The organism is Streptomyces sp. NBC_00775, assembly GCF_036347135.1.
In the GTDB taxonomy this organism is placed as follows: Bacteria; Actinomycetota; Actinomycetes; order Streptomycetales; family Streptomycetaceae; genus Streptomyces; species Streptomyces lutosisoli.
In genome coordinates, this window is the sequence record NZ_CP108938.1 from 2,058,025 (window position 1) to 2,079,073 (window position 21,049).

Sequence of the window (21,049 nt, forward strand, 5' to 3'; positions counted from 1 at the left end):
GTCAGCCTCCGGCTGTGGGCCTCACCCGGTCGAAGCTGTGCCGGAAGTGCGCGTCGACCGCCTCGACCGCGGAGCCCACCTGCGGGTCCCGGTCGTAGAAGTCGAACTGCGTGCCCTCCAGCCACAGCACCCGGGTCGCCGTCGGCAGCAGGGTCGCGAAGCGTCGTACGCCGTCGGGGAGCGCGGCCTGCTCGCTGTGCACCACGATGGTGGGGACGCTTATCCGGGTCGCCGAGGGGATCGGGCTGAAGGTGAGCCAGTCCCACCAGCCCATGACCGCGAAGCGGTTGGGCCACTCGGGCACGCCGCCCCGCGCGCGCGAGAGGTAGTAGTCGTAGGGCCCGTACATGGCGGCCTCGGGGTCCGTCTCGCTGACCGCCTTCACATAGCGGACGGTTCCGGTGCGCGCGTACTCCTCGCGGGCGAGCGCCGCCTCGTCGAGCTTGCGGCGTACGGCGTCCTGGCCGCCGTAGATCTGGTGCACCAGCGAGGCGTCGTGGAGCCAGGGCGCGACGAGGGCGAGCGAACGGACCCGGGGGTCGTTGGCGGCGGCCACCGCCGCGTAGCCGCCGCCCGCGCAGACGCCGAGCAGGCCGACCGACTCGGGGTCGACCATCGGGTTCTCCAGGAGGTGGCTGACCGCGCTGCTCATGTCGCCCACCTTGCGGCCCACCAGTTCGGTGTCCCTGGGGTGGCCGGTGGACTCGCCGTGCCCGGTGAAGTCGAACGCCAGGGCCAGGTATCCGAGCTGCGCGAGCCGCCTGGCATACAGCCCGGCCATCTGTTCCTTGACGGTGGTCCAGGATCCGGCGACCACCACCGCGGGGCGCGGCTCCGCGTCGTCCGCTTGCGCCAACTGGTAGAGCGTGCCCACCAGTTGCTCACCCTCGCTCTCGAAGGTCACGCGCGCGCTGCGCACCATGGGCGTCTCCTCGGGGCGGTCCAGTTCCATGACTGTCATCCTCACGAGCGGTAAAACGGCGAGTCAAATGTCGGGGTGGGGAACGGCCGTACTGCCTGTAGTCACGGTCCGTGACCCGTGTCAGCCCGCCTTCAACTCGGCGGGGTAAAGGAAGTAGTTGGCCGCGGAGGCCGCCTGGGAGCCCTCGTGGACGGCGGCGCTGACCTGGTGCGAGTGGAGCGAGGAGACGTCGCCGGCCGCGTAGACCCCCGCGGCCGAGGTCTTCTGCTCGGTGTCGACGGCGATGTGCCCGCTCGGCGCGAGCCGCAGGCTAAGGGCGCGGGCCAGGGCGATCTCCGGGGTCGCGCCCTGGATGCTGAAGAGCGAGTCGGCCTTCAGGTGCTGTCCGCCGCGGGTGACGACGGTGTGCAGCATGCCGTCCTCGCCCTCCACGGAGCGGATCCGGTCGTGCAGGACCGGGATGCCGGCCGCCTCCAGCCGTTCCCGGCAGCGCGAACCGATCTCGTCCGTACGGCTGTTGGTGAGCAGCTGGATGTCGTCGCTGAGGCTGTGCATCTGGAGCGCCTCGGCGGCCGTCGCGTCGGTGTGGCCCACCACCAGGATGCGTTTGCCCCGGTTCTCGTAGCCGTCGCAGGCGATGCACCAGAACATGGACCGGCCCACGTACGACTCCCAGCCGTGGAAGTGCGGGAAGTGGTCGAGCACCCCGGTGGCGATGATCAGGGTCCGGCCGGTCCAGGAGCCGGTCTGCGCGTGCACGGTGAAGCCGCGTTCGGCGTCGCCCTCGGCGTGCAGCACCGCGTGGTGGACGACGCGCGCCTGCGGATATCCGGCCAGCTGCGCACGGCCCAGCTCGCGCAGCTCGACGGTCGGGATGCCGCCCGGGAATCCGAGGTAGTTCCGGTTGACCTGGTGATGGGTCGAGCGGCCGTGTCCGGTGTCGAAGACCAGCACCCGGCGGTTGTAGCGGGCCAGACACAGGGCGGCGGACAGCCCGGCCGGGCCGCCGCCGACGACCAGCGTGTCGGCGTCGCGCGCCGAGGGGGCTACGGGGGCCATGAGGGGCAACTCCTAGGACATGCGGGTGACTTGACGGCCGGTCTTCGCCCCGCCGGGGCGGGCGGGGCGAAGACCGGAGCTCACACAGGTGCCGCGCAGGCGGTCACTCGTCGTCGCACCGCGCGTGCGGGTCCGTGAGGAAGGCGTCCGTGGCGGCCAGCGCCCGGGTCACCTCCGGGGGGACCTCGCCGACGATGACGAAGTCGACGTCGAGACCCGCCTTCGTACGCTGGAACAGCAGTTCGTTGATGGGCTCGCGGGAGATCTCGGTGACCCGGCACATGTGGAACTCCACGCGCTCGGGCCCGGCCTCCAGCGCTTCGCCCAGCGTGCGCCGCAGCTTCTCCAGCGAGTCCCGGCCGAGGACGCCCTCGCAGGAGACCCGCGCGGTCCTGCCGTCGAAGCTGCTGGAGATGCGCATCGGCATCTCGGTCGGCTCGATCTCGACGCGGACCTTCAACCGCGTGGTGGACTGCGGAAGCTGCACGGTGAGGTTCTTCGGGTCGAAGTCCTCGTACCGCTCCCCGTCGATCCACACCCGGGCGAGCCGGACGGCCTCCCGGGGCAGCAGGTCGGGCGCCACCCGCAGCGTGCGGCCCGGGAAGGACTCGGGCAGCGGCCGGAAGTGCAGCGTGAGCGCGTTGTCGCCGACCAGCAGGTTGCCGTAGGTCGCGGCCAGATAGCACAGCTCCAGCGAGTGGTAACCGGCCATCGCGTGGCTGCCCTTGAGCCGCTCGGTGCCGAGCAGGTACGGGATGCCGTTGGCCAGGACGTTGAAGTACACGCCGCCGTCCTCGTAGTCGAGGAAGAAGGCGTTGTAGAACGAGGCGGCCTCCCGGGCCAGCCGCCGGTGGTCGGGGTCGCCGGTCACGCCGGCCAGGATGAGGTAGGCGAGGATCGACTGCTCCTGCTGCCACCAGGCCTTGCGGTCGTGCCAGACGAGCCGGTGGTCGCCGAAGCGGGGATCGGCGCGCCGCTCGACGACGTCGTACCAGCCGCCGCGCTGCTGGTCGCTGCCGACCGCGGGCATGATCTCCGCGATCCGCTCGGCGAGCGCCACGTACTCGGGTTTGTCCACCAGGCTGTTGATGCGGATCAGGTTCCACGCGATCTTCAGGTTGTGGCCCACGACCGCGCGGTCCTGCTGCCAGCCCCAGGTGCGGTCGGGGCTCCAGTCCTCGTGGAAACGTTCCTGAACGAAGGGGCTGTTGGGCTCGTCCGGGAAGTGCCGCACGATGGTGTCGGCCGTCTCCTCCAGCATGTCGGCCAGGTCCGCCCGGCCGGTCGCCAGATAGGCGTTGATCAGGTACGCGGGCGCGTGGTCGCCCACCGAGTTCCAGTTCTTGCGCGCCCGGTTGCGCCCGAGGGAGTCCGCGCGCGGATCCATGGTGATCGGGTCCAGGTGCGAGAAGTAGCCGCCGCGGACGTAGTCCTTGAAGTAGCGGTGGAACAGCTCGACCGTGCGGTCGATGTCGGCGGCGATCCGCGGGTCGCCGGTGATCCGGTACGTCTGGGTCGGGCCGGCGAGCGCGTAGATCTGCTCGTACATGGGGATCGCGTCGAAGTCGTCGCCGAACTCCGAGGCGAACACCTTGCGCTGTCCGGCCTGGGTGATGTCGATCCCGTGGTACCAGTAGACGATCCCCTCGCGGTCGTCGGCCACCTGCATGTGCTCGCGCAGATACTCCGTGCCCGACTCGGCCGCCTCCAGGAAGCGGTCCTCGCCGGTCAGCAGGAAGGCCGTGGCGAGCCCGTAGACCAGCCGGGAGATCGTGTCGGTCTCCTGGCGTACGTCCTGTCCGGCGAATTCCGGCACATGGGTGCCGCTGAGCGTCAGATGCGTACGGAACCGGCGCCAGTCGTACACGTCGTCCGGGAACTGGCCGCGCAGATAGAAGTCGGCTATCTCCCGGGCCTGCTGGACCCACCAGTTGGGATCCTCGAAGACATAGGCGCCCCGGTGCTCTTCCGGGAAGGTGATGTTGCGGGCCTCGATGCGGGCGCCGCCGTCCCATTCGTAGAAGATTCCGTAGACAAAGACGTAACGGCCCTCGGCGAGCATGTCGAGGGTGGCTTCGCTGGTGTCGCGGTGCCCTTCGGCGAGATTGCGCACGACCTGGGAGCCGAGGAGGCCGTCCAGGTGGATCGTGAACTCGCGTCCGTCGGTGGTCCGCAGACCGAATCGCTGGTGCGCGGGCTCGTAGGCGGTGACATATCCGGCGATGCTGTCGCTGTACGTACGGCGTATCTCGGGTGCACTCATCGAAGGGTGCCTCCATCATCGGGGGTGCCATGAGCAGCACGAGGCTGCTTCCATGGGGGGTGGAAAGGTGTGGCCTCGGACGGGGGTCTCCCGGCCGCGGCTCGGCGCACGGGAACTCAGCGCACGGGAACTCAGCCCACGGGAATGCGGTCCCACTCCAGTGCGGCGAAGGACGACTCCCAGTCGGTGACCGCGGGCCCGGACTCGTTGAACAGCTCGAAGGTCACGCCGATCGCCGAAGGGCAGTACATGGCCTGGATGCAGGCCTCCGCCGCGTCCTGCCGCGAGACCTGTCCGGTCCCGCGGTCGCCCTGCACCAGGCGTACCCGGGAGCCGGCCCGCTGGTCGTCCAGGAGCCAGCCGGGGCGCACCACGGTGTGCGAGAGCCCTGATTCGCGGACCTCGTCCTCACCGGCCCGGCGCCAGTCCAGCACTCTGCCGTAGGCGTTGAGCGGGTGCCCGTAGTGCGTGGCGTGGATCTGGCTGACCAGGACGACATGAGGGCGGCGGCCCGCTCCCACGGCCGACCGCAGCGCGTTGCGCACACCCAGGTACATGGTGGTCTCGGGCCGGTCGGGCCCGGTGTCGTCGGTGCCGGGCGAGACGCAGTAGACCAGTGCGGAGCAGTGCGCCAACGGCTCGTCCAGGGAGCCCCGTTCGCGTACGTCGGCCGCCGTGTAGCCCACTCCGTCGGGCAGCGCCTCCTGGAGCGTGCCGCGGCCGACCACATGGACGCGCTCGCCCAGGTCCAGCAGCCTGTTCACGACCAGACGCCCGAGTCGGCCCGAGCCTCCGATCACCACCACCGGGCTGTCCATCGATTCCTCCTCGTCTAGGGACTCGTACGGGAATTCGTGCGGGCACTCGTACGGGTCCGGTTCAGACCCACTGCAGGACGTCGTCCGAGCAGGTCAGCCACGTGCCTGAGGGCACGTGGAAGTGTGCGGGGATGCGCAGCCGCGGATAGACGCTGACGCCGGAGAGCCGGCTGCCGGGCCGGAGGCTGACCCCGTCGCCGATCGCGGTGTGCGACTCCAGGCGGACGGGTCTGCCCCGCTCCGAACGGATCACCGCCATGGGGCCGATGTACGAGTCGCTGAGTTCGGCGTAGGGCCCGACGAGCGAGTAGTCGCCCACGGCGACCCCGCTGAGCCGTGCGCCCTCGCCGAGTTCGACGCCGTCGCCGATGTCCGCGTACTCCAGGCTGACGTCGTCGCCGACCTCGACATGGCGGCCGATGTGCACGCCGGGGCCGATCTTCACCCGGCCGTCCGCGATCTTCTCGGTGAGCGTGGTGCCGGACACCGGGTCGCGGGTGCGCAGACTGGTCTCGTCGATCCAGCAGTCGGCGGCGCCGGCCGTCGGTGGGCCCATCAGCCGGTTCAGCCGGCGGTACGCGCCGCGGAGCACGTCGCGCAGCGCGGCCAGATAGTCGGGCACGTTACCCAGGTCGCCGAGGCGGGCGATGCGGTGGGCGGCGACCGGTTCGTCGTGCTCCACCAGCCAGGGCAGCAGGTCGCCGCCCCAGTCGAGCCGCTGCTGGGCGAGCCGCATCAGCTGCGGGTCGCGGGCCGCGCGGCGCAGCCGGTCGCAGTCGACCAGGTACATGCCCGCACTGGTCGGCAGCGGCTCGTCGCCGCGGCCGGGGAAGAGGGTGCGCAGCTGCTGGGCGCTGGGTTTCTCCGCGAACCCCCGGACGCGTCCGGCCGGGTCGGTGCGCAGCACGCCGTACTTTCCGGCGACCTCCCGGCGGGTCCTGCCGACCGTGGCCACGGTGACCGTGGCGGCTGTCTCCTGGTGGGTGCGCTCCAGTTCTTCCAGCGAGAAGTCCAGGACCGAGTCGACCGGCAGCACCAGGGCCCGGCCGGTCAGCTTCCACTGTTCGAGGTTGTGCAGGAAGGCCGAGCCCGAGCCCACGTTGTACGGGTCGAAGCCGGCCCGCGAGTAGCTGATCTCCACGCCGTGGCGCTGGCCGTGGCCGAGCAGCAGCTTGATCTGGCTGCGGTTCTCCAGGCCCTGGGCGATCACGTAGAAGCGCCGTATGCCCTGGTCCTTGCAGAGTTCCACGACCCATTCGACGAGGCGGCGCCCGAGGAACGGGATGACCGCCTTGCTGCGGATGTAGTCGGCCGATTCCAAGGTGATCGGCTTCGCTCGTTCCCCGCGCCCGCCGGCCAACATGACGGCCACGGTCTCGCTCGTCGCCCCAGGCATGCAGGCCTCCCCGCTAGTCGAAGCCTTTCCGTGCCTCTCCGTTCGAGATGGAACCCCGCGGTGTCGAATCCTGTCAAATGCCTTGTAAATTCAGGTCGGACCTCGTCAACTCGGGTGCCGCGAAGCTCATGTGAGAGGCATTCGGGCGGGAATTGCCACCGCGTTCGACACCCCTTCGAGCGCCCCGACGGGCCCGTGCGCGGTGGTCCGGACACCACCCGGCCGGCCCTCGTGGTGGCCGCGCCACCACCTCCGGCCGCGGCGGTTGTGCGGCCACCATCACTCGTCCCAACCGTGTGACGGGACCACCTGGGCGTGGCACTGAGTGCCGCGCACTGTGGAGCCAGCTCAACCGAGCGACTCCGAACCGAGGTGGGATTCCGATGACCGGCACCGAACTCGCGATGAGCGGCACTGAACTCTCGTCCACGTTGTTCGCCACCTTCCCGCGCAGCGACCAGCGCAGGAAGGGCGAGGAGTACATCCGTGGCCTCCTCGCGACCGAGGGCCGCAAGTCGATACGCAACATGGCGGCGCCGACCGGCGGTTCGGCCCGTGAGCAGAGCCTGCATCACTTCGTTTCCAGTTCAACCTGGCACTGGATGCCGGTTCGTGAGGCGCTCGCCCAGTACGTCGCGCGCACCGTGGCCCCGGAGGCCTATGTGATCCGCACGATGGTGATCCCCAAGGCGGGCGACAACTCGGTGGGCGTGTACCGGCGTTATGTCCCCGAGCTCGGCCAGATCCGGGGCGTGCAGCAGGCCGTGGGCGTGTGGGCGGCCGCTCAGGAGACCAGCGTTCCGGTCAACTGGCGGCTGGACATCCCGCAGGACTGGCTGGACAACGGACTCCGCCGGCGGCAGGCCGCCATCCCGGACAGCGTGCGCGAGGAGTCCCCCGAGGAGTCGGCGGTCGAGGCCATGCTCGCCGTACGGGACTGGGGGCTGCCCGCCCGGCCGGTGGTGATGGACGCCCGTGACATGGACGCCATGTCCGTGGTGCGCCGCTTCCGGTCCTCCGGTCTGCGGCACCTGATCCGGATCAGCGGCTCGCTGCGGCTGACCCCGGCGGACCCCGCGCAGATCGGCCGCGGGACGCCGGAGGCGCTGCCCGCCCAGCAGATCATGGCCGCCGCCAAGCTGCTCCGCCGCCCGGCGGTGTGGCGCGACCACAGCCCCGAACACGCCATGCGCACCAGCCTGGTGGCCGCCGTACGGATCCGTGGCGCCTCCCGCGCCCCCGGTATGCGGGGCGGCGGCGACATGCTCCTCATCGGTATCGGCGACAGCGGAAAGGCGTGGCCGAGCGAGCTGTGGCTGACCGACCTGGTGGACCTGAGCCCCGTCGCCCTGCTACGGCTGAGCCGGCTCATCGGCCGGGTCGACCGTGACTTCTCGGAGATCTCCGAGCAGGTGGGCATCCGCGACTACGCGGGCCGCTCCTTCAACGGCTGGCACCGGCACGCCACGCTCGCCTCGGCCGCCCATGCCGTCGCGGCACTCGACGGGACGTACGGGACGTACGACGAGGAGCTGCGGACCGGCACCGGCATACGGCGCGCCGCCTAGGCCTTGGGCTGCTCACGGCCCACCAGGTGGCTCCGGATCCTGAACAGCCGCAGCGCCAGCTGCACTTCGAGCGCGCGCCCGGGCTGCTGCCAGTCGTGGCCGACCAGTTCACTGATCCGTTCCAGCCGCCGGGCGACCGTGTTGGGATGGACGTGCAGCCGCCGCGCGGCGTACGTGGGACTGGCGCCCGCCTCGAAGAACGCCTCCAGCGTCTGGGTCAGCTCGGAGAGCCGCTGCTCGTCGTACGCGAGAAGCGGTCCGAGGACGGACTCGATATAGCCCTCGGCGTCATGGCTTTCGGACAACAGCAGTCCGAGGAAGCCGAGTTCGCCCGCCGAGCCCGCCCGGCCCACCGCGCCGAGCGCCGTCATCGCCTCCAGACAGCGCACCGCCTCCTGGTAGCCGTGCCGCACTCCGGCGGGGTCGGCGACGGGCCCCGAGGCGGCCACCGTCACCGGATGTCCCAGCAGCGGCGCGAGCTCGCCGGACAGCGCGCGGGCCGCCGCGCCGGGGTCGGTGCCCGGCAGCAGGAACACCGCCGTTCCGTGCCGCATGCTCTTCAGACCGCTCTTGCGGTACGCGTACGAGGCCGCCCACACCGAGGCCCTGGCCGGTGTCTCCTCCTCCGGCCGGGCGACGACGACCACATGCGGGCCGTCCAGTTCGACGCCCAGCCTGCGGGCCCGGGTCCGTATCTTCTTCGGCGACAGGTCGGGATGGGTGAGCAGCTCGTCGAGCAGATCGTCGCGCACCTGGCCCTCGGCGATCGCCGCCCTGCTGTTCTCCAGGAGCAGCAGCACGGCCATGGCCTGGGTCGCGAAGCCGAGCAGCTGGACACCGTTGTCGGTGAGCGGCCTGTTGGGGTGCACCAGGACGGTGCCGAGGTCGACGGTGCCGGTGCAGATCGGCGCGGCCCACATGTCGTCCTCGTCCAGCGGCAGGGGATGACAGGCGCCGTGGGCGTCCAGGGCGCCCGCCGCGGCGTGCTCCCACTCGACCTCCGGCACCTCGCCGGCGGTGGCGAGCACCACGCCGTCGGAGCCGCAGATCCGTACGGCGCCGTCGAGGAGCTTGCTGGTCTCCTCCGCCACCTCGTTCAAGTCGCCGCCGCCGAGCACCAGTTGGAGCATCTTCGCGTGCGCGTCGCCGGACTCCCGCAGGGCCGCTGTCCGGTCGAGGAGCCGGGCCCGCTCCACGGTGGCGCCGGCGAGTTCGCCGTACGCGCTCATCAGCGCCACCTCGTCCGCGGTGAAGTGCCGTACGCTCCGCGCGGCGATGTGCAGCACGCCGAAGGGCCGGGTCTGCCGGTTCAGCGGCACCGCCATCACGGTGTGCAGCCCCTCGGCCCTGATCACCTCGTCGACGACGGCACTGCGTTCGATCCGCTCGTCGGTGAGGTAGTCGGCGGTCCAGAACGGCACCGGGTCCGTCATCGCCATGCTCCCGGGGCCCTGGCAGACCGGCAGGGTCAGGCCCACGTCGAGCGTCGCGATCCGCCCGTCGGAGGCACGGACGCGGACCTGCGCCGCACTCTGACCGTCCCGGCCGACCGGACCCCCTGGGCCGAGCTGACCGCCCTCGTCGGCCTGGCCGCCCTCGTCGGGAAAGCAGACGTACGCCATGTCGAGCCCGAGCAGCAGCCGCGCCCGCCGGGCGATCGCCTGGACGAGCGTGCTCTCAGGCTGGTGGACGGCGCCGAGGTCGCGGGCGGCCTCAAGGAGCGTGGACAGTCCGCTCTCCCGCTGCCGGTGACGCTCCCAGCGCGAGGAGATGCTCAGGCCGAGCCGGGCGGCGCGCTCCAGCTCCGCGAGTTCCGCGGCGTCCGCACCGCGGTGTCTGGCCTCGTCGACGAGCGAGGTGAGCCGGTCGGCGGGGGCTCCCGCCGCCAGCAGTTCGAGTACGGCGGAACTGGCGTCCCGCGTCGGCTCCTGGGACACACTGCCTCCCGCTCCCCCGCGCGTGTGCTGTCGTACGTCGCTACCGGCCGGCGCGCAGCCGCAGTTGGGTGCCCACCGTCCCTCGGAGCGCCTCCCACGAGCGGACCAACCGTTTCTCGCCATGTGCCGCGAGCCTCCCGGCGACCGCCTCGAAGCGTAGGCCGGTCCGTTCGAATTCGTCCAACACGCGCCGGGCGTCCCGTTGCCGGCCCCCGAGGGTGTCCCCGCGCGGCGTTCCCCAGCGGTCGGCGGCGAGCAGCGCGCGCAGCGGCAGGGCCAGGGCGGTGTGCCAGCCCACCAGCCGGGCCGCGTATCCGGCCTGGTCAGGGGTGTGCGGGCCGTCCACCGTCCACATCAGGCGCTGCGGCCGGGCGCCGGCGGCGGCGAGGTCCCGCCAGCGGGCGCCGCCCAGCTGCTCGTCGTACTGCTGGTACATCAGCCGGGCGAGGGCCAGGGCGGTCTCGCCGCGCAGCGCGCCGGCTTCGGAGGTACCCAACTCGGCCAGTCGGGCGTCGCATTCGGTGTCGATGCGGCTCACCGGCGCGGACGCCAGCGAGGCGATGCCGTGCAGCGGCCGACCGGCGCGGCGGGCGATCTCGAGTCCGCCGCAGTACGCGTCCATGACCTCGCTGTGGCGCCGGGCCGTGTAGATCTCGGTGGCGTGCACGCCGATGCCCCGGCCGACGCAGTCCCTGATGGCGGCCAGCCCTTCGACGGTGGCCGGGATCTTCACCAGCGCGTTCGGCCGGGCGACGGCCGCGACCAGCGAGCGTGCCTCGGCGACCGTGGCGTCGGCGTCGTGGCCGAGCCCCGGATCCAGGTCCATGGAGACCAGGCCCTCGTGCCGGCCCGTGGCCTCGTAGGAAGGACCGAGGTCGTCGCAGGCCCGGCGGATGTCCTGGACCTGGAGAGCCCGCAGCGCCTCGCCAACGCCCGTGCCCTCTCCGGCGAGTTGGGCCAGTTGCCGGTGGTAGGCGGTGTCGACGGAGAGGGCAGCGGCAAGCAGGGCGGGCTGTGCGGTCATGCCCCGCACACCTTCCAGTGCGGCCAGTTCCGCCGGCCGCCGCGCCTGCAGAAATCCCCGGTGAAATCCATTCAGCCAAGGGGAAACGCCCTCCGAAACAAGACGACGCAGAATTCCGCCCCGCATAACCCCTCCCGGCGTCGCGATCGAGGACGACGGACCAGCATGCGCGGTCCTGGCGCACTGCGCGGAATCTCTCCGCACACAATGTCAACTCGCCGGTGGTGAAGGCCCGTTGAAACGTAGTCGCGACCTGATGGACATGTGCCCCACCTGACGTACTCAGCGATGCGTCGTTGGCCGATTCCCACCGCCAACGCACTCTTTGGCACAAAGGAGCTCGAAGAAAAACTCTTGGAGACAACCGTGGACATTGATCTGCCCAGTGTCCGATCGCGGACTGCCCTGCAGCAGCCGGATTGGGACAGGACAGAATTGATCCGTTCGGTCAGAGGGGAGTTGACGAACAGTCAGGCACTCGTCGGCCTCGACGACGTACTGGCCCTGCGCGAACTGCTCGCGCGGGTGGCCATCGGCGAGGCCCATGTGGTCCAGGCCGGTGACTGTGCCGAGGACCCCACCGAATGCACCGCGGGCTATGTCGCCCGCAAGGCCGGTCTGCTGGACGTGCTCGCCGGCACCCTGAAGATGATCACCCATACACCCGTGGTCCGGGTCGGCCGCATGGCAGGCCAGTTCGCCAAGCCCCGCTCCCGGCCCACCGAAGTGATCGGAGGCACCGAACTCCCCGTCTACCGGGGGCACATGGTCAACAGCCCGGAGCCCGACCCGGAGCTCCGCCGGCCCGACCCGCGTCGCCTGCTGGACGGCTACGCGGCCGCCCAGGAGGCCGTACGGCATCTCGGATGGCTGGACGACGGCCGCCCCTCCGTGATCTGCCCGCCGGTGTTCACCAGCCACGAGGCCCTGCTACTGGACTACGAACTCCCCATGGTCCGCCGGGACAAGGAGGGCGGGCTGCTGCTGACCTCGACCCACTGGCCGTGGATCGGCGAGCGCACCCGGCAGCCGGACGGCGCCCATGTCGCCCTGCTGTCCCAGGTCGTCAACCCGGTGGCCTGCAAGGTCGGGCCCAATATGTCCGTACGCGATCTGCTGACACTGTGCGAGAAGCTCGACCCGGAGCGGGAGCCCGGACGGCTGACGCTCATCGCCCGCATGGGGGCCGACCTGGTCTCCGAGCGGCTGCCGTCGCTGGTGTGGGCGGTGCGCGCGGCCGGTCACCCGGTCATCTGGCTCACCGATCCCATGCACGGCAACACCGTGACAGCCCCCGACGGGCTCAAGACCCGCTTCGTGGAGACCATCGTCCGCGAGGTCGAGGGCTTCCAGTGCGCGGTGCGGACCTCCGGCGGGATCGCCGGCGGACTGCATCTGGAGACGACTCCGGACCATGTCACGGAGTGCGTCACGGGCGTGGCCGACATCGCTCACGTGGGCGACAAGTACACGAGTTTCTGCGACCCCCGCCTCAACCCGGTCCAGGCCGCCTCCGTGGTCTCGGCCTGGCGCGGATAACCGGACCAGGGAGGTCCCGCACATGGAGCACACGGAGCACACCGAGCACATACAGAACCATCAGGCAAGGGAGAACAAGGTCGCCCTCGTCACGGGCGCGGCGGGCGGCATAGGAGCCGCTGTGAGCCGCGCGCTCGCCGAGCAGGGCGTGCTCGTCGCGGCCGTCGACCACAACGCCGAAGCTCTGCGCGAGTCCGTGGAGAAACTCACCGCGGACGGGCTGCGCGCCGAGGCGTTCGCCACCGACGTCAGCAGCGGCGCGGCGGTCGAGGCGACGGTCGACGCCGTCGAACGACGCCTCGGCCCGGTGGAGTACCTGGTCAACGCGGCAGGCGTGCTGCGCCTCGGCGAGGTGCGGACCTTCACCGACGAGGACTGGCAGACCACGTTCGCGGTCAATGTGAACGGCGTCTTCCACGTCAGCCGCGCGGTCGTCGACCGGATGGCGGCGCGTGGGCGCGGGGCGATCGTCACGGTCTCCTCGAACGCCGCGGCGACCCCGCGCACCGAGATGGCCGCGTACGCCGCGTCCAAGGCGGCGGCCACCATGTTCACCCGGAGCCTGGGCCTGGAGGTGGCCAAGCACGGCATCCGCTGCAACATCGTGGCGCCCGGCTCCACCGACACCCCGATGCTCAGCTCGATGTGGCACGACGAGTCGGGCCCGCGCGGCACCGTCGAGGGCCGCGCGGACGCCTTCCGCGTGGGCATCCCGCTGGGCCGGATCGCGCAGCCCTCGCACATCGCCGACGCCGTGATCTTCCTGCTCTCCGACCGCGCCGCGCACATCACCCTGCACATGCTCACCGTCGACGGCGGCGCGTCGCTGGGCGCCTGACCTCACTCAGGGGCCGCCCGAACTCACGTATATCCGAAGGGACTTCCATGGCCGGCATACCCACCATCGAGCCGTACGCGATGCCCGCGCCGGGCGAGCTGCCGCCCAACGCGGCGGCCTGGGCGGCGGACCCGGAGCGCGCGGTGCTGCTCGTCCACGACATGCAGCGCTACTTCCTCAAACCCCTGCCCGACCAGGGGCCGGGCGACGAACTCGTCAGCAACGCCGCGCTGTTGCGGGACCGCTGCGCCGAACTCGGCGTGCCGGTCGCGTACACCGCCCAGCCCGGAGGGATGTCCGCCGGACAGCGCGGTCTGCTCGCCGACTTCTGGGGCCCGGGCATGCGGGTGGACCCCGTCGACCGCGAGGTCGTCGAGCCGCTCGCGCCCCGGGAGGGCGACTGGCTGCTCACCAAGTGGCGCTACAGCGCCTTCTTCCGTACGGACCTGCTGGAGCGGATGCGTTCCGCGGGCCGCGACCAGCTGATCATCTGCGGTGTGTACGCGCACGTCGGCGTGCTGATCACCGCGACCGAGGCGTTCTCGCACGACATCCAGCCCTTCGTCGTCGCCGACGCGGTCGCCGACTTCTCGGCGAAGGACCATCGCACCGCACTCCACTACGCGGCCCAGCGCTGTGCCGTCGTCATCCCCGCAAAGGAGGTCTTCGCATGACCGGCGCCCCGCGCGACCTGCTCGACCAGGTGCTGTCCGGGCACACGCCCGCGTACGCCCTGCTGCACCGGCCCGCGGCCACCGGCCGCTCCGCACTGGAGGTCGTCGTCGGCGAGGTGAACGAGCCGGGGACCCTGGCCGGCATTCCGCTCCCCGCCGCCGCCGCGCCCGGTCACCAGGTGCTGGCGCTGGTCCCGTACCGGCAGATCGAGGAGCGCGCATACGACGTCGCCGACGACGGGACGCCGCTGCTCGCCATGACGGTCACCGGGCAGCAGACCCTGCCGGTGGCGGACGTACTGGCGCGCGTCCCCGATGTGCCGATCCGGCTGGCCGGCGGCCACTTCGACATCGACGACGCGACCTACGCGGACACGGTCCGCCGGATCATCAAGGAGGAGATCGGCGAGGGCGAGGGCGCGAACTTCGTCATCAAGCGGTCGTTCACCGCCGACATCACCGGCTACTCGTCGGCGAGCGCGCTGACGCTGTTCCGCCGGCTGATGGAGCAGGAGTCCGGAGCGTACTGGACCTTCCTCGTGCACACCGGGACCCGCACCCTCGTGGGGGCGAGCCCCGAGCGGCACATCAGCGTCCACGGCGGTACGGCGGTCATGAACCCGATCAGCGGCACGTACCGCTATCCCGCCGCCGGCCCGACCCTCCCCGACGTCATGGACTTCCTCGCCGACCGCAAGGAGGCCGACGAGCTGTACATGGTCGTCGACGAGGAACTCAAGATGATGGCCCGGATCTGCGAGACGGGCGGCCGGGTGGTCGGCCCGTATCTGCGGGAGATGGCCCGGCTCGCGCACACCGAGTACTTCATCGAGGGCGAGACGGACCGCGATCCGCGCGAGATCCTGCGCGAGACACTGTTCGCGCCGACGGTCACCGGCTCTCCCCTGGAGAGCGCGGCGCGCGTCATCCGCCGGCACGAGCCGCACGGCCGCGGCTACTACAGCGGTGTCCTGGCCCTGATCGGCCACGACGCGCAGGGCGGGCGAACCCTGGACTCCTCGATTCTGATCCGTACGGCCGACATCTCCGCCGAGGGCCGCCTGAGCATCGGCGTGGGCGCCACGCTCGTACGCCACTCCGACCCGGACTCCGAGGTCGCCGAGACGCGCGCGAAGGCGGCCGGCCTGCTCGCGGCGCTCGGCACGGAGGAGCCGACGCGGTTCGCCGAACACCCCAGCGTGCGGGGGGCGTTGGCCGCACGGAACGCGACGATCGCGGGGTTCTGGCTGGCCGAGGGTGACCGGCGTGCGCCGGTGGCGGACGCCCGCAGGGTCCTGGTCGTGGACGCCGAGGACACCTTCACCGCCATGATCGCCCACCAACTGCGTTCCATGGGCCCGCTGGTGACGGTCCGTCGGTTCGATGAGCCGTACTCCTTCGACGACTACGACCTCGTCGTCATGGGCCCGGGCCCGGGCGACCCGCGCGATCTCACCCTCCCCAAGATCGCCCATCTGCACTCGGCCGTCCGTGAGCTGCTGGACACGCGCAAGCCGTTCCTCGCGGTCTGCCTCAGCCACCAGGTCCTCAGCCTGGAACTGGGACTCGACCTCAACCGCCGTGCCGTGCCGAACCAAGGAGTCCAGCGCGAGATCGACCTCTTCGGCCGCCACGAACGGGTCGGCTTCTACAACACGTTCGCCGCGCGCAGTGCCGCGGACGCGGTCGACGTGCCGGGCGTGGGCGTGGTGGAGATCTGCCGGGACCCCGGCAACCGCGAGGTCCACGCCCTGCGTGGACCCGGTTTCGCGTCGATGCAGTTCCACCCGGAGTCGGTCCTCACCCAGAACGGCCCGACCGTCCTCGCCTCCCTGATCCAGCACCTCCACGCCCCCCTCCAGACCATCTGACCCCGTCCCCACAGGCCCCGGCCCCCTTCCCCAGGGGCCGGGGCCTTCACCATGCCGTTCTTTCGCCCCCGCCGCCCCTACCCGTCCCATCCCTGGGGGCTGCGCCCCCAGACCCCCCTAAAAGATTGCGCAGTTCCCCGCGCCCCTGAAGAGACAGTCGTCTGCGGGCCGGCGGGGGTTGCTCGCGCAGTTCCCCGCGCCCCTAAACAACCGCCGGCCCGCCCCAGGCGCCTTTAAGGGGCGCGGGGAACTGCGCAATCTTTTGCACCAGCCCCCACCCACCCACACCCGACACACAACCGAACGGGGTCGAAGGGGCAGAGCCCCTGGAGGATGGGACGGGTAGGGGCGGCGGGGGCGAACAAAAAGGATCCGCTCCCCCAGCGCACCGGGGAGAGCGGATCCATCGCTCCGTACGAACTCGGTCTACGCGGCCCACGAACGCAGCGCCCGGTCGACCAGAGGGCCCGCACCCCCCGTGTACCCGGCCGGATCGCACAGCACCACCAACTCCGCGGCACTGAGGAGCCGAGCAACCGACGGCTCCTCCGCAAGCACCTCGGGCAACCCCCGCCCACTCTCGCGCACAACCCCCACCGCATCGGTCAGCACCTGCTTCGCCCGCACCTTGCCCAGCCACGGCGCGAGCACGGCGGCGATGCGCTCGGACACGATCTGAGCCCCACTGTGCGCAAGGTTCTCCCGCATGCGCCAGGGGTTGACCACCAGCCCCTTGGCCAGCTCCACAGCCGTATGGGCAGAGCCGCCCACCAGCCGCAGGCACTCCCGCAGAAGCTGCCACTCGGCATGCCAGGCACCGGCGGAGCGCTCGTCCTCGGAGAGCAGACACTGCGTCAACCCGGCGGCCATCACCGGGACTTGGAGCGCGGCGGCACGCATCAGCGTGGCGAGCACCGGGTTGCGCTTGTGCGGCATCGCCGACGAACTGCCACGGCCGGCCACCGTCGGCTCGGTGACCTCGCCGACCTCCGTCCGGGTCAGCGACTGCACGTCCACCGCGATCTTCCCCAGCGCACCGGCCGTGAAGGCCAGCACCGAGGCGACGTCCGCGATCGGCGTGCGCAGCGCGTGCCAGGGCAGCACGGCCGGCGCGAGCCCCGTCTCGGCGGCGAACGCCTCGACGAGCCGGTCGAGATAGTCGCCCGCATCGCCGGCCACACCATCCACGCCGAAGTCACCGACGACACCGTCGTCACCGTTCAGGCGTACGTCACCGACCGTGCCCATACCCTCCGCGCCGGCGATCGCCGCGTACTCCAGATAACCCGCCAGGGTCCCCGCAGCACCCCCCAGCGACACCGGCAGCCCTCCGTCGAGCACCCGCTCGACCCGCCGTACGGCGTCGAGGACCAGCTCGCGCCACCCCGCCGCCTTGAGCCCGAAGGTCGTCGGCACGGCCTGGAGGGCCAGCGTCCGGCCCGCCATCAGGGTGTCGCGGTGCTCCAGGGCCAGGGCGCCCAGCGCGTCGGCGATCCGGGTCAGGTCGGCGCGCAGCAGCCGCAGCGCCCTGGCGGTGACCAGCATCGCCCCGGTGTCCAGGACGTCCTGGCTGGTGGAGCCCCGGTGTACGTACTCCGCCGCGCCCTCGTCCTGGGCCGCGACGGCCCGGGTGAGCGCCTGCACCAGGCCGACCACGGGGTTGGCGGTCTCCCGGGAGGCCAGCGCGAGGGCGCGTGCGTCGAAGCGGTCGGCGCGTGCCGCCCGGGTGATGATGTCCGCCGCGGGCTTCGGCACCGTCCCGAGCCGTGCCTGGGCACGGGCCAAGGCGGCCTCCGCGTCGAGCATGGCCTGAAGCCATGCCCGGTCGCAGACGGCCGCCTCGACGGGGGTACCGGCACGCACGGGGGACAGCAGACCCGAGTCGGTCAGCACGTCCGTCTCCTGGTGTGCGTCCAGTGCGTGGGTCACACGATCACTCCTGTCAGATCGGTGTCGTCGGTCACCGGCCGTACCCCGGCGGGTACTTGGGCGGCCGGGGGCAGTCCGAGGACGGCGCGGGCGATCGCGTCGGAGTCGCCCAGGGTCACCGAGTCGACGCCGGGCCGGATACCGGCCGCGGTCACCCAGTGCACGGACTCGGTGGGCACGCCGTAGGCGAACCGGCGCGGGTGCGCCCGCCCCCGGGCGTCGAGGAGCCGGTTGGGCCGCTCGGTAACGGCGAGGCCGCCGGTCTCGTAACTCGTGCCGCAGGAGCCGTCGATCCGGAACGGGCCCGCCTGCTCTGTGTTGATCAGGTGGCTGAGCAGCGGGTCGTCGGTGCGCCGGATGTCGGGCTCGGGCAGCCGCGCCTCGATCAGTGCGGTGGCGCGGATCGGCTTACCGGGTACGGAGGTCGAGTCGGCGACGAAGACCTGGTTGAGGGTGTCCAGGCGGACCTGGGTGCCAGGGCCGGTGATCTCCAGGACGCCGGCCTCGATGAGCGCGACCATCTGCTCGATGCGGGCGGCGGGCGGGCCGATGGAGAGGAAGGCGTTGAGGGGCGTGTACCAGCCCTCCAGGTCGTCGCGGTGCGAGTTGCCCTCCAGGCCGCCGTGGTCGACGGCGAGCCGGATCTCGTTGCGCAGGTCGCGCAGGACGTCGAGGGCCGCCTTGAGCGGTCCGCTGACGTTGCCCGAACGGGCCTCCACCACGTCCTGGCGCAGATAGCCGACCAGCCACTCCTGGAAGTCCTCGCGGTCGGCGAACTTCCGCTTGCCGTAGGGCCGGGAGAGCTTCTCCCAGTCCCAGCGCTCGCCGCTGTCGATGCCGTACGAGTCGAGCAGCGCGTCCGGGCTCTCGCCCTCCCCCAGGGCGAGGTAGGCGCTCACCAGTGCCTCACGGTCGGCGTCGCGGCCCTTCGCGGAGAGCAGCGTTCCGTAGTAGACGCTCTCCACCTCACGGGAGATGTACGGCCACAGGTCGGCGGTGAAGTTGACGCGTTCGCCGTCCTCTGAGCGCTTGCGCAGGTCCTCGATGTACTGGCCGGTGAGCAGTTTCGGGTAGTAACGCCCGTACGCGCCCTTCTCGTTCTCGCCGCGCGCGTGGTACGGGACGCCGCGCCGCGAGAAGGCGTACAGCTTGGGCTCGCGGCCCGAGGGGTGGTAGACGAGCTTGCCGTCCTCCTCGGCGAAGCTGCCGCCGCGGCCCAGGGTGAAGAGGGCCATGTGGTCGAAGAAGTTGAGGCCGAGTCCGCGGATCAGAACGTTCTGGCCGGGGGCGACGGAACTGAGGTCGGCGTCGGCCGGGTTGCAGGGCGTGATGTAGGTCAGGTAGTGGATCCGGGCCAGGCTCGCGGTGCGGGCCTCGCGCGGGGTGAGGCGCGCCGGCAGGTGACCCTGCGCCAGGATGATCGCGTCGAGCTGGTTCAGCCGGGTGCCGTCCTCCAGGCGCAGGCCCTGCGGACCGCCGGGGACGCCGTGCGTGTCGGCCATGGCCACCGCGCGGGAGGAGTGCACCGTCACGGTGACGTGCTTCGGGGCGCGGGCGACAACCCGCTTGAACGCGTCGTGCAGATAGCGGCCGTAGAAGGCGCGGCTGGGGTACGAGTCGGGGCCGAGGCGTTCGGCCTCCTCAAGGGTGTCGTTGTCGTAGCCGCCGAACTGGCCGAGCAGGGACAGGCCCTGGGCCCATTCGTACAGGCTCGGCCCGGGCTCGATGGGGCCCTCGATCTGCGCGCTGTCGTCCGTGTAGACGGTGATCTGCGAGGCCACCGTGTTGGTGAGCAGATGCCGGGACTGCTGGGCGCGCCAGACCGCTCCGGCACCGGCCGGGGACGGGTCCACGACGTGCACGGTGACGTCCGTGTGCGTGGGCCGCTTGCGCTCGCCCGCGCACAGGCGCTCCAGTACGGACAGACCGCGCGGTCCGGCGCCCACGATGGCGACCTGGAGACGGCTGCTGCTCATTCCTGAACTCCATTCAGATTCGGGTGGGTCGAGAGGTAGGCCGGTGCGGGTGTGGTCGCGCCGAAGTCCCGGGCACCGTGCATCCAGGCCACTTGGTCGTGCAGTTGGCCGGGGGTGAGCTTGGACAGGAGTGCGTTCCTGGCGAGCGCGGCACCGCCGGAGGGGTGCCACAGTTGGGTGCTCTCGCGCGCGGCGAGCTGGATCGCGGCGGTGCGCTCACGGCGGTCGGCGGTGTACTTCTCGAAGCGCTGGGACACGTCGTCCCCGCTGCCCTCCTCCAGCAGGTCGCCGAGGTGGACGGCGTCTTCGAGGGCCTGGCAGGCGCCCTGGGCCGCGTAGTGCAGCATCGGGTGGGCGGCGTCGCCGAGGAGCGTGACGCGGCCGTCGGTCCAGGTGTCGACCGGGTCGCGGTCCACGAGCATCCAGGACCGCCAGCCCTCGCCCAGCTCGACGAGGCGCTGCGCGTCCGGCCCGAGGGCGCCGAACTGCCGTCGTACATGGGCCTTTTCGGCCGGCACGCCCGCGAAGGCACGGGTACCGCCGTCGTCCTTGCTGCCCGCGAGGTTGAGGTGCTTGCCGCCGGCGATCGGATAGTGCACGAAGTGGCAGCCGGGGCCCGTCCACCACACCACGGAGGTGTTGCGGCGCAGTTCCTCGGGCACCCGCTCCATGGGGATGACCGCGCGGTACACGGTGATCCCGGAGACGCGCGGGTCGCCGTCGCCGACGAGCTGGGCGCGGACGGCGGAGTTGATGCCGTCGGCGCCGATCAGCGCGTCGCCCGAGACCCGTTCACCGCTTTCCAGCACGGCGGAGGCGCTCGTACGTCCTTGTTCGTAGCCGGTGACGGCGCTGCCGCCGCGCAGTTCGATGGTGTCGAAGGCCCGGCACGCGCCGAGCAGCAGGGCGTGCAGCTCGGCCCGGTGCACGACGACATAGGGGTTGCGGAACCTGCGCCGGTACTCCTCGGTGAGCGGCAGGCTGGTCACGTGCTCGCCGCTCACGCCGTCCATGAACCGCAGTTCGTCCATGCGGACGGCCAGGGCGCGCGCCGCGCCGCCGACGCCCAGCCGGTCCAGGGCGTGGATTCCGTTGGGCGCCAGCTGGATGCCGGCGCCGATCTCGGCGAACTCCGGCGCCCGTTCCAGGACGACGGCCCGGTGGCCGCGCTGTGCCAGGGCGAGCGCGGTGGCGAGCCCGCCGATGCCTCCGCCGGTGATGACTGTCCTGATCAT

Annotated in this window: 15 protein-coding genes; 5 read left to right on the forward strand and 10 right to left on the reverse strand. The window is 71.4% G+C overall.

From position 1 onward, the window contains the following. Window position 1 precedes the first annotated feature (1 nt). From OIC96_RS09350 to OIC96_RS09370, 5 genes are all read right to left on the reverse strand, one after another. The gene (locus OIC96_RS09350) at window positions 2–952 is read right to left on the reverse strand and encodes an alpha/beta hydrolase (protein WP_330308325.1); all 951 of its coding nucleotides are present in this window, start codon (window positions 950–952) and stop codon (window positions 2–4) included. Window positions 953–1,042: 90 nt separating this feature from the next. Then, the gene (locus tag OIC96_RS09355; protein WP_330308324.1) at window positions 1,043–1,981 is read right to left on the reverse strand and encodes an NAD(P)/FAD-dependent oxidoreductase; all 939 of its coding nucleotides are present in this window, start codon (window positions 1,979–1,981) and stop codon (window positions 1,043–1,045) included. Between the two features lie 103 nt (window positions 1,982–2,084). After that, on the reverse strand, window positions 2,085–4,244 hold the full coding sequence (locus OIC96_RS09360; protein ID WP_330308323.1) for an AGE family epimerase/isomerase: 2,160 nt from the start codon (window positions 4,242–4,244) through the stop codon (window positions 2,085–2,087). A gap of 131 nt (window positions 4,245–4,375) precedes the next feature. Next, on the reverse strand, window positions 4,376–5,062 hold the full coding sequence (locus OIC96_RS09365) for an NAD(P)H-binding protein (RefSeq protein WP_330308322.1): 687 nt from the start codon (window positions 5,060–5,062) through the stop codon (window positions 4,376–4,378). Window positions 5,063–5,123: 61 nt separating this feature from the next. After that, window positions 5,124–6,458 carry a sugar phosphate nucleotidyltransferase gene (locus tag OIC96_RS09370; RefSeq protein WP_330308321.1) on the reverse strand — a complete coding sequence of 445 codons (1,335 nt, stop codon included), beginning with the start codon at window positions 6,456–6,458 and terminating at the stop codon, window positions 5,124–5,126. Window positions 6,459–6,862: 404 nt separating this feature from the next. Here OIC96_RS09370 and OIC96_RS09375 point away from each other — a divergent pair, with 404 nt between their 5' ends. Next, window positions 6,863–8,026: an IS701 family transposase gene (locus tag OIC96_RS09375; RefSeq protein ID WP_443058532.1), complete on the forward strand. Its 1,164-nt coding sequence runs from the start codon at window positions 6,863–6,865 to the stop codon at window positions 8,024–8,026. On the opposite strand, the gene OIC96_RS09380 is transcribed toward OIC96_RS09375, so the two are convergent. After that, the gene (locus OIC96_RS09380; RefSeq protein WP_330308319.1) at window positions 8,023–9,963 is read right to left on the reverse strand and encodes a helix-turn-helix domain-containing protein; all 1,941 of its coding nucleotides are present in this window, start codon (window positions 9,961–9,963) and stop codon (window positions 8,023–8,025) included. The genes OIC96_RS09375 and OIC96_RS09380 overlap by 4 nt on opposite strands. Window positions 9,964–10,003: 40 nt before the next feature. Continuing rightward, entirely contained in the window at window positions 10,004–11,113 is a 1,110-nt protein-coding gene (locus tag OIC96_RS09385; protein ID WP_330308318.1) for a transaldolase family protein, read from the reverse strand. Window positions 11,114–11,353: 240 nt separating this feature from the next. On the opposite strand from OIC96_RS09385, the gene OIC96_RS09390 reads away from it, so the two are divergent. The 4 genes from OIC96_RS09390 to OIC96_RS09405 are packed head-to-tail and all read left to right on the forward strand — an operon-like array spanning window position 11,354 to window position 15,909. Then, a complete protein-coding gene (locus tag OIC96_RS09390; protein ID WP_330308317.1) occupies window positions 11,354–12,526 on the forward strand; it encodes a 3-deoxy-7-phosphoheptulonate synthase in 1,173 nt (390 codons plus the stop codon). 22 nt (window positions 12,527–12,548) lie between these two features. After that, entirely contained in the window at window positions 12,549–13,364 is an 816-nt protein-coding gene (locus OIC96_RS09395; protein ID WP_330308316.1) for a 2,3-dihydro-2,3-dihydroxybenzoate dehydrogenase, read from the forward strand. A 47-nt stretch (window positions 13,365–13,411) separates the two neighbouring features. Then, window positions 13,412–14,038 carry an isochorismatase family protein gene (locus OIC96_RS09400; protein WP_327433002.1) on the forward strand — a complete coding sequence of 209 codons (627 nt, stop codon included), beginning with the start codon at window positions 13,412–13,414 and terminating at the stop codon, window positions 14,036–14,038. Next, window positions 14,035–15,909 carry an anthranilate synthase family protein gene (locus OIC96_RS09405; protein WP_330308315.1) on the forward strand — a complete coding sequence of 625 codons (1,875 nt, stop codon included), beginning with the start codon at window positions 14,035–14,037 and terminating at the stop codon, window positions 15,907–15,909. Before OIC96_RS09400 ends, OIC96_RS09405 begins: the two co-directional genes overlap by 4 nt. Window positions 15,910–16,335: 426 nt before the next feature. Here the strand turns inward: OIC96_RS09405 and OIC96_RS09410 are convergent, their stop codons facing one another. The 3 genes from OIC96_RS09410 to OIC96_RS09420 are packed head-to-tail and all read right to left on the reverse strand — an operon-like array spanning window position 16,336 to window position 21,049. After that, on the reverse strand, window positions 16,336–17,838 hold the full coding sequence (locus OIC96_RS09410; protein ID WP_330308314.1) for a class-II fumarase/aspartase family protein: 1,503 nt from the start codon (window positions 17,836–17,838) through the stop codon (window positions 16,336–16,338). Next, window positions 17,835–19,814 (reverse strand): FAD/NAD(P)-binding protein, encoded by a 1,980-nt coding sequence (locus OIC96_RS09415; RefSeq protein WP_330308313.1) that lies wholly within the window; start codon window positions 19,812–19,814, stop codon window positions 17,835–17,837. The genes OIC96_RS09410 and OIC96_RS09415 overlap by 4 nt, the downstream gene beginning before the upstream one ends. Continuing rightward, a complete protein-coding gene (locus tag OIC96_RS09420; protein ID WP_330308312.1) occupies window positions 19,811–21,049 on the reverse strand; it encodes an FAD-dependent monooxygenase in 1,239 nt (412 codons plus the stop codon). The genes OIC96_RS09415 and OIC96_RS09420 overlap by 4 nt, the downstream gene beginning before the upstream one ends.

What these genes read in the sequence shown, in the direction of transcription:
- OIC96_RS09355 (WP_330308324.1), bottom strand. Translation starts at nt 1,981, where the DNA reads ATGGCCCCCGTAGCCCCCTCGGCGCGCGACGCCGACACGCTGGTCGTC.
- OIC96_RS09385 (WP_330308318.1), bottom strand. Translation starts at nt 11,113, where the DNA reads ATGCGGGGCGGAATTCTGCGTCGTCTTGTTTCGGAGGGCGTTTCCCCT.
- OIC96_RS09365 (WP_330308322.1), bottom strand. Translation starts at nt 5,062, where the DNA reads ATGGACAGCCCGGTGGTGGTGATCGGAGGCTCGGGCCGACTCGGGCGT.
- OIC96_RS09415 (WP_330308313.1), bottom strand. Translation starts at nt 19,814, where the DNA reads ATGAGCAGCAGCCGTCTCCAGGTCGCCATCGTGGGCGCCGGACCGCGC.
- OIC96_RS09400 (WP_327433002.1), top strand. Translation starts at nt 13,412, where the DNA reads ATGGCCGGCATACCCACCATCGAGCCGTACGCGATGCCCGCGCCGGGC.
- OIC96_RS09370 (WP_330308321.1), bottom strand. Translation starts at nt 6,458, where the DNA reads ATGCCTGGGGCGACGAGCGAGACCGTGGCCGTCATGTTGGCCGGCGGG.
- OIC96_RS09420 (WP_330308312.1), bottom strand. Translation starts at nt 21,049, where the DNA reads ATGATCAGGACAGTCATCACCGGCGGAGGCATCGGCGGGCTCGCCACC.
- OIC96_RS09395 (WP_330308316.1), top strand. Translation starts at nt 12,549, where the DNA reads ATGGAGCACACGGAGCACACCGAGCACATACAGAACCATCAGGCAAGG.
- OIC96_RS09405 (WP_330308315.1), top strand. Translation starts at nt 14,035, where the DNA reads ATGACCGGCGCCCCGCGCGACCTGCTCGACCAGGTGCTGTCCGGGCAC.
- OIC96_RS09360 (WP_330308323.1), bottom strand. Translation starts at nt 4,244, where the DNA reads ATGAGTGCACCCGAGATACGCCGTACGTACAGCGACAGCATCGCCGGA.
- OIC96_RS09350 (WP_330308325.1), bottom strand. Translation starts at nt 952, where the DNA reads ATGGAACTGGACCGCCCCGAGGAGACGCCCATGGTGCGCAGCGCGCGC.
- OIC96_RS09375 (WP_443058532.1), top strand. Translation starts at nt 6,863, where the DNA reads ATGAGCGGCACTGAACTCTCGTCCACGTTGTTCGCCACCTTCCCGCGC.